Origin of the sequence: Streptomyces durocortorensis (assembly GCF_016901035.1) — a bacterium.
In the GTDB taxonomy this organism is placed as follows: Bacteria; Actinomycetota; Actinomycetes; order Streptomycetales; family Streptomycetaceae; genus Streptomyces; species Streptomyces durocortorensis.
Window position 1 is genome coordinate 1 of record NZ_JAFEUF010000318.1, and the last position, 6,628, is coordinate 6,628.

The window sequence follows — 6,628 nt, forward strand, 5'->3', positions numbered from 1 at the left end:
GTTGGGGCCGGGCTCAGAGGGCCGGGCGGGATCTGCCGGGGCGGGGGTCTGGGCCTGGGGCGGGGTCTGGCCCTGGGCCTGGGCCTGGGGCGGGGTCGAAGTCATGCGGCGCGTTCCTCCTGTGCGGTGCGTCCGGCCGCGACGAGCGAGGCGTAGACGCCGCCGCCCGCGAGCAGGGTGGTGTGGTCGCCCGCCGCGGCGACCCGGCCCGCGTCGAGGACGACGATGTGGTCGGCGTGGCGTACGGCGTCGAGCCGGTGGGCGACGACGATGCAGGTGCGGCCGCGGCCGGCCGCCGCCAGTTCCCGGACGATGCGCGCCTGACCGCGTTCGTCGACCGCGCTGGTGGCCTCGTCCAGGATCAGTACCGGGGCATCGGCCAGCAACGCCCTTGCCAGGGCGAGCCGTTGGCGCTGTCCGCCGGAGAGCGTGGCGCCGCGTTCGCCCACGAGGGTGGCGTAACCGTCCGGCAGCCGGGCGATCTCCTCGTCGATCCCGGCGGTGCGGGCGGCGGTACGCAGTTGGTCGTCCGTGGCGGCCGGCCGGGCGATGCGCAGGTTCTCCGCGATCGTGGCGTGGAAGAGGTACGTCTCCTGCGAGACCACGGCGATGCCCCGGCGCAGCGAGGCGAGGGTGTACGCGGCGGTGTCCGTCCCGGATACGGTGACGCGTCCGCCGTCCGGGTCGCGTTGCCGCAGCAGCAGGCTCAGCACGGTCGACTTCCCCGCGCCGGACGGGCCGACGACGGCGGTGGTGCGCCCGGGGGCGGCGGTGAAGGAAACCCCGTCGAGGGCGGGCCGCGCACTCCCGGGGTGCGTGAAGTGCACGCCCTCGAAACGGATTTCGGGCGCGTTCCCCCAGGCGGCGGTGACGGTGCCCCGGTCCGGGACGGCGGCTTCGGCGGTGCGCAGGGTGGCGATTCCATCGGCCGCGGACACCCCGAGGTAGCCCGCGTGCCACTCGCGGGAGAGATCGCGGACGGGGCGGAAGCACTCGGAGGCGAGCAGCAGCAGGAGGTACGTGCCGGTGGCGGCGGTACGGCCGGTGGCGGCCGAGGAGCACGCCACCAGAACGGCGGCGACCGTACCGCCCTGGACGGCCAGGTCGGTGAGGCCGGTGTCGACGAGCGAGACCCGGAGTTTGGCGACGGTGCTCCGGTGGAGGGCGGCCGACCGCCGCTCCAGCCGTTCCCGTACGCGGCCTACGGCACCGGCGTTGCGCAGCGTCGGCATCCCTTGGAGCGCCTCCAGATAGTCGGCGGCGAGGGCTTCGTAGGTGTCCCAGTGCTCCTTGCCGCGCCGCGCCAGCAGCCGGTCCCACCAGCGCGGCCCGAAGAGGGCGAGCAGCAGGGCGGGGCCGAGGGCGAGGGCCGCGTACGGCTCGACGAGGGCGACGGCGACGAGCAGCAGCGGAGGAACGGCGCAGGTGATGAGGGCCTGGGGCAGGTAGCGCGAGATGTACGCGTCGACGCCCTCGACCCCGTCCACCAGCGTGGCCCGTACGGCTCCGGCCCGCGCACCGGTGATCGCGGTGGGGCCGAGCGCGCCGAGCCGCTCCAGCAGCGTGTCGCGCAGCCTCACCCGTACGGTCGCACCGGCGGTGACGGCGGTCAGGCGCTGGGCGCGGCCGAGGGCGGCCCGGACCAGGACGACGGCGATCACGGCGCCGAGCAGCGGGGCGAGGGCTGCCGTCTCCCCCTGGGCGATCCGGGAGAGCACGAGGGCGAGGAGGACGGCCTGGGTGAGGTGGGTGGCGGTGACCGCCGCGAGCAGTGCCGAGGCGAGGCCGAGCGGGCGGCGCGCGGTGTGCGCGGCGCGCAGGAGTTCGGGGTGGAGCATCATGGGCGTTCTTCCTGGCCGGGCGGGGCTGTGAGGGCGGCGGGTGCCGTGGGTGGGGTGGTGGCTGTTGTGGCCGGGGTCGCTTCGGTCGTGGCTGACGTGGCCTCGGTCGTGGCCGAGGCGACCGTTGTCGCGCCCGGTGCCGCCGGCGCCGGGGGTGCGCCGAGGGCCAGGCCGTGCACGATCCAGTCGCGGCCCGGGGTGTCGCCGAGCGCCGCGCCCAGGTCGGCCTGCTGCCAGGAACCGATGGGGCGTGAGCGCAGGCCCCGTGCGGTGGCGTGCGCCTGGGCCGTTCCGGCCGCGTATCCGGCGACGAGGTGGCTGCTGCGGACAGTGGCGGGCGGGGCGTCCTCGGGGCAGCCGTGCGCGAGGAGTACCGCGCCTGCGGTCCCGATCCACGGCTGGCGCGCGGCCCAGTGGGCGAGGGTGGGACGTGTGTCGCCGGAGGCGAGGACGTGGAGGCCTCGGGGGCCGGGAGCCGCCGCGTACAGGGCCGGGGCGTCACCACCGACCGCCGCGGTCCAGGTGGGGCCGTCCGGCCGCGCGGCCCGTGCGGTGGCCAGGACCGATACGAGCAGGTCCGTGCCGGGCGGGCGGTTCAGGTCGCCGGGCGGGGCACTCCGGCGCGCCTCCAGGGCCTCGTCGGTCACTTGTACGGGGCGTGGGGCCGGGTGCCAGGTACCGCCGGGCCGCTCGGGTGCTTCGGCGATGCGGTGCAACAGGTGCCGTGCCGCGGCGAGTTCACGGGGCGGGGCGGTGTCGGCGCCCGGTCGCGGTGTCGGGGCCCCGGCACGCGGGAGGGCGGCCCAGGCACTCAGCGGTGCTCCGGTGCCCGCGGGCGCACCCGGAGGCGTCAACCGGATTGCGGCGAGGGGCAGTTCCGGCTCGGTGCCGGGCCAGACGTCCTGCCAGTCCGGGGCGGCGGGCAGTCCGGCGGCGGCGGACAGCAGGGCGCCGTCCGCGTCGAGGGAGACCAGCACATCGGCGCCCGGAGCCCCGGCCAGCGCGAGGGCGGCAGCGGCATGGCCCGCGTCCAGCAGGAGCAGCGGCCAGGCCCGATGGCCGTAGTGGGCGACGGTACGGGACGCGGCCACGGTGAGGACGACGAGGGCACCCGGGGGTACGCCGTCGGGGGCCGGGCCGCGCAGGTGCGCGCGGTGGGTGCGCGGGTCGTAGGCGTGGCGACCGGGTGGCAGCGAGCACCCGGGCCCGAGGAGGAGGTGGGCGCGCACCGGATGCAGAGCACCCGCCGAGGGAACGGGCCGCAGTCGGCCGGGTGTGCCGGTGGGCGCGGCCAGGGACAGCCGCAGGACACGGTCGAGGTCGAGCCCGGCCCCGGGCACAGGCCCGCTTCCTGACCCGGACCAGGACTCGGATCCGGCTCCGGACGCGGGCCCGCTCCCGGTCACGGGCCCGTGTCCGGATCCCGTCCCATGCCTGCTCCCTCTCCGACTCCCGCACAGCGGCAGCGCGGGGCCGTTCCAGGGGAACGGGCGCTCCGGAACGTACGGGGAAAGCTCCGGAACACGCGGCGACCGGGCGGCCGCGAGCGCCCGGCGCAGGAGATCCGGTGCGGCGGACAGTGCGGCGTCCACCCCGCAGGCGGGCACGGCGGATCGGTCCGGAGTGTCGGGCATGGTGGCGGGCTCCTTCACATGTGCGGCGGCGGGGCGAGGGTGAAGTCCTCCGGTCCGGAGGGCGGTTGGGTACGCCAGCCCCGGGTGAGCGCCGCCTCTGCGAAACGCGGGCAGCCGAAGTAGCCGAAGGCCGCCGGGGCGTTGGGGATCAGTCCGGAGACCAGCACACGGGCGACGCGCAGAGTGGTCTCGGCGACGTCCTCCGTGGTGAGGTCCGCCGTGATCACACGGTGTCCCCCGGCGGCGAGCGCCGCGTCGAGTGCGGTGCGGCTGCCGGGGGCGATGGCGGTGACCGGGACGACGCCCAGAGCGGGTTCGGTGAAGCGGCGGGCGAGCGGGGCCATCCGGTCGTCCAGCCAGACCTGGACATGGGCGCCGAGGTCCCGGACGGCGGCGAAATCGGGTCCGCTGTCGTCGAGATAGCGCCGGTCGGCCCGGTGGTCGAGGTAGAGGCCGCGGGCCAGCATCCCGGCTTCCACCGCCCGGTACACCCACCCGTCGGCGTCCACCGTTCCCTGTGTGAACACCCAGGTGTGCACGGCCTCCAGGACGGCCTTGCGGGCCGCTTCCGCCGGGTCGTACCGGCAGGCGAACCCCGCCGCGTATATGCCGCGCCCGCGATCGCGCACGAGGGCCGCGACGCAGGGGGCGAACTCGGAGGGCATCTCCACGATATGGACGTCCAGCCCGCAGCCGGCCAGGTCCTCGGTGAGCCCGGGAACGCTCGCCGGGTCGATGCCCCGGGTGGGCCCGTCCAGGTGCCACCACAGTTCCAGCGCGTCGCGCTCGACGACTTCCAGGAGCCCGCGCTCGACGGCGTCGTCGAGACCCTGCCCGGTGGCGATACCCGCATAGTTGAGGTGGTGGGTGCGGGGCAGCGAACGCAGCTCGCCCTGACGCCAGTTGAGGTGGGTCAGCGCGACGGGCGCCCAGCAGGGCTCCCCGTTCTCCATGGCCCGGGCCCACAGCGCCGGTGTGTCGGGGGTGAGTTCGGCGTACGGGAACCCCGGGCGGCCGTACTGCCAGGGGGCGTACGTCGGCAGCGCGCCGGGTCCGTAGAAGCGGTGCCCCTCGTCGGCCAGTTCGGCGGCGGTGGCCCGCCGGGGCTCCTGGAGGTGGCCGGGCGGCGGGATGCGGTTGCCGCAGTAGCGCTCGACGGCCTCGGCCACCGCGGCGATCCACGCGCCCCGGGGGTCGCCGAACGTGGTGCCGAGCGAGACGCGGTCGGCGGGCCAGGCCCCGAGGCGGCGGGCATCGGCGACATCGGCGGTCATCGCCGTGTAGCGGGGCGGCGCACCGGTGGGGTGTTCGACGGGTGCGACGTCGCGGATGATCCCGCTGACGGGGTCGACGAGGGCCTCGATGGGCAGGGCCGGCACGGACAGGGCGCTGGTCATCGGCATATCTCCGGTACGGGCTCGACGTAGCGGCGTCGGGCGACGACGGGCAGGTGGAGGGCGCTGCCCCGGGGGTTCACAGTGCGGCGGGACGGGACGAGCCGGGTGGCCGTCACCGGGTCCTCACCGGTGTGCGGGTTACGGGCGTGGGCGGGGAAGTGGTGTCCGGCGATCTCGGCCCGCAGCCGGGTGCCTGCGGGCAGCCGACGGCCCAGCGTGCCGAGCGGCACGGTGATGTCCGCGGCCTCGCCGGGCGGGCCGGTGCGCCGGACGATGCCGAAGGCGAGCGGGTCCGCGCGGCCGGACGGGTCGAGTGCGGTCAGGCGTACGGCCCAGTCGGCCGATGGGGTGTCGGCCGTGGCCGTGATCCGGGCGACGGCGGCCCCTGCCAGGTCGAGCGGGCGGGGCAGCGGCGGCGAGAGGAGCAGGCAGCGGTCGGCACGGTCGCCGTCGGCCGGGACGGCGAGGTCGTCCGAGCGGACGGGGCGGTCCGGGTCGGCGCTGAACTCGGCTCCGTGGAGCAGCCGTAGACCGGTGGACGAGTCGAAGGGCCAGCGGCACCCCGCATCCGACCCTGCCGACCCCGCCGCCTCTGCCGGATCCTCCGACCTCGCCGACCTCGCCGCCCCCGCCGGGTCTGCCGGCGACTCCGGCACCCGGGTGCTGTGCCAACGGCCGCTGTCGCCCAGGGCGATGATGCCGTGCCGTGTCGGCTTCAGGTTGCCGGCGAGCGCGCCGCGGGCCCACCGTACGTACAGCGAACCGAGGTTGACGCGCGCGCGGGGCGGAGCGGCCGGGTCGGCGGTGAGGCGGTGGCCCCAGGGCCCGAGCACCAGCCGGGCCGGTCCGCCCCACCCGTGCCACAGGGCCACGGTGTCCGCGGCGAAGGGGTCACGGGTGCCGCCGACCGCGAGCAGCGGAAGGCGGGCGGTGGAGCCCAGTTCGACAAGACGGCCGCGTTCCCGGTCGGCCCAGAGCCGGGGCCAGGAAGGCAGTTCGCGCCCCAGAAGCGCGGTCAGCCGATCCGCCAGGCAGGCGACCGGAAGGTGTTCGAGCAGCCGGGGGTCGTCCACCAGGGCGCGGTCCAGCGCGTCCGGGTCGGAGTCACGACGGTCGCCGTGGGCCGCCCACCAGCCGGCCCGGGCCCACAACCGCTCGGGGCCCCCTGGCTCACGCGCCGTCTCGGCGAGGCCGAGCGCGGGAACGGCCGCGATGACGGCGTCGGGGACTCCGTCGCGGTAGGCGGCGTCGCGGGCCGCATCGGAGGCTGCGTCGCGGGCCGTATCTGAGGCGGCGTCCGAGGCGTCGAGTGCGGTGACGAGGGCGCAGTACGCGGCGTAGGAGGCACCGACAGCGACGACCTCTCCGTTGCTCCACGACTGCGCGCGCACCCAGGCGACCGTGGCGGCGCCGTCAGCCTTCTCGTGGCTCCGGTAGGGGTGCCACTCCCCCGGTGAACCGTGGCGGCCGCGGACGTCCTGGGCGAGGGCGGCGAATCCGTGCGCCGCCCAGCCGCGCAGCTCGGCACGGTGGGCGTCGCGCCCGTAGGGGGTTCTGATCAGGACGGCAGGCCGGGGGCGTGCCCCGTCCGGGAGGCATACGTCGGTGGCGAGCGCGGTGCCGTCCGGCGTGGGGACGTACACAGTACGGGTGTTCACGGGCGGGCCTTGGCTGCGGCGACCCCGACCCCGGCCCTGGCGCGCGGGCCCTGCGGGGCCGGGGCGGGCAGCCGGGGGACATCCGGGACGGGGAGCAC

At 76.4% G+C, this 6,628-nt stretch carries 4 protein-coding genes; all 4 read right to left on the reverse strand.

Annotated features, from left to right (window positions below):
- Nucleotides 1-101: 101 nt before the first annotated feature.
- The 4 genes from JS521_RS32525 to JS521_RS32540 are packed head-to-tail and all read right to left on the reverse strand — an operon-like array spanning nt 102 to nt 6,530.
- Nucleotides 102-1,841, reverse strand: coding sequence for an ABC transporter ATP-binding protein/permease (locus tag JS521_RS32525; RefSeq protein WP_205086492.1), 1,740 nt, complete (start codon nt 1,839-1,841; stop codon nt 102-104).
- Entirely contained in the window at nt 1,838-3,475 is a 1,638-nt protein-coding gene (locus JS521_RS32530; protein ID WP_205086493.1) for a nitroreductase, read from the reverse strand. Before JS521_RS32530 ends, JS521_RS32525 begins: the two co-directional genes overlap by 4 nt.
- A gap of 14 nt (nt 3,476-3,489) precedes the next feature.
- Nucleotides 3,490-4,872 carry a YcaO-like family protein gene (locus JS521_RS32535; protein ID WP_205086494.1) on the reverse strand — a complete coding sequence of 461 codons (1,383 nt, stop codon included), beginning with the start codon at nt 4,870-4,872 and terminating at the stop codon, nt 3,490-3,492.
- A complete protein-coding gene (locus JS521_RS32540) occupies nt 4,869-6,530 on the reverse strand; it encodes a CocE/NonD family hydrolase (RefSeq protein WP_205086495.1) in 1,662 nt (553 codons plus the stop codon). Before JS521_RS32540 ends, JS521_RS32535 begins: the two co-directional genes overlap by 4 nt.
- Nucleotides 6,531-6,628: the final 98 nt, after the last annotated feature.

Coding starts and splice junctions, on each gene's coding strand:
- JS521_RS32525 (WP_205086492.1), bottom strand. CDS start 1,841: ATGATGCTCCACCCCGAACTCCTGCGCGCCGCGCACACCGCGCGCCGC.
- JS521_RS32530 (WP_205086493.1), bottom strand. CDS start 3,475: ATGCCCGACACTCCGGACCGATCCGCCGTGCCCGCCTGCGGGGTGGAC.
- JS521_RS32535 (WP_205086494.1), bottom strand. CDS start 4,872: ATGACCAGCGCCCTGTCCGTGCCGGCCCTGCCCATCGAGGCCCTCGTC.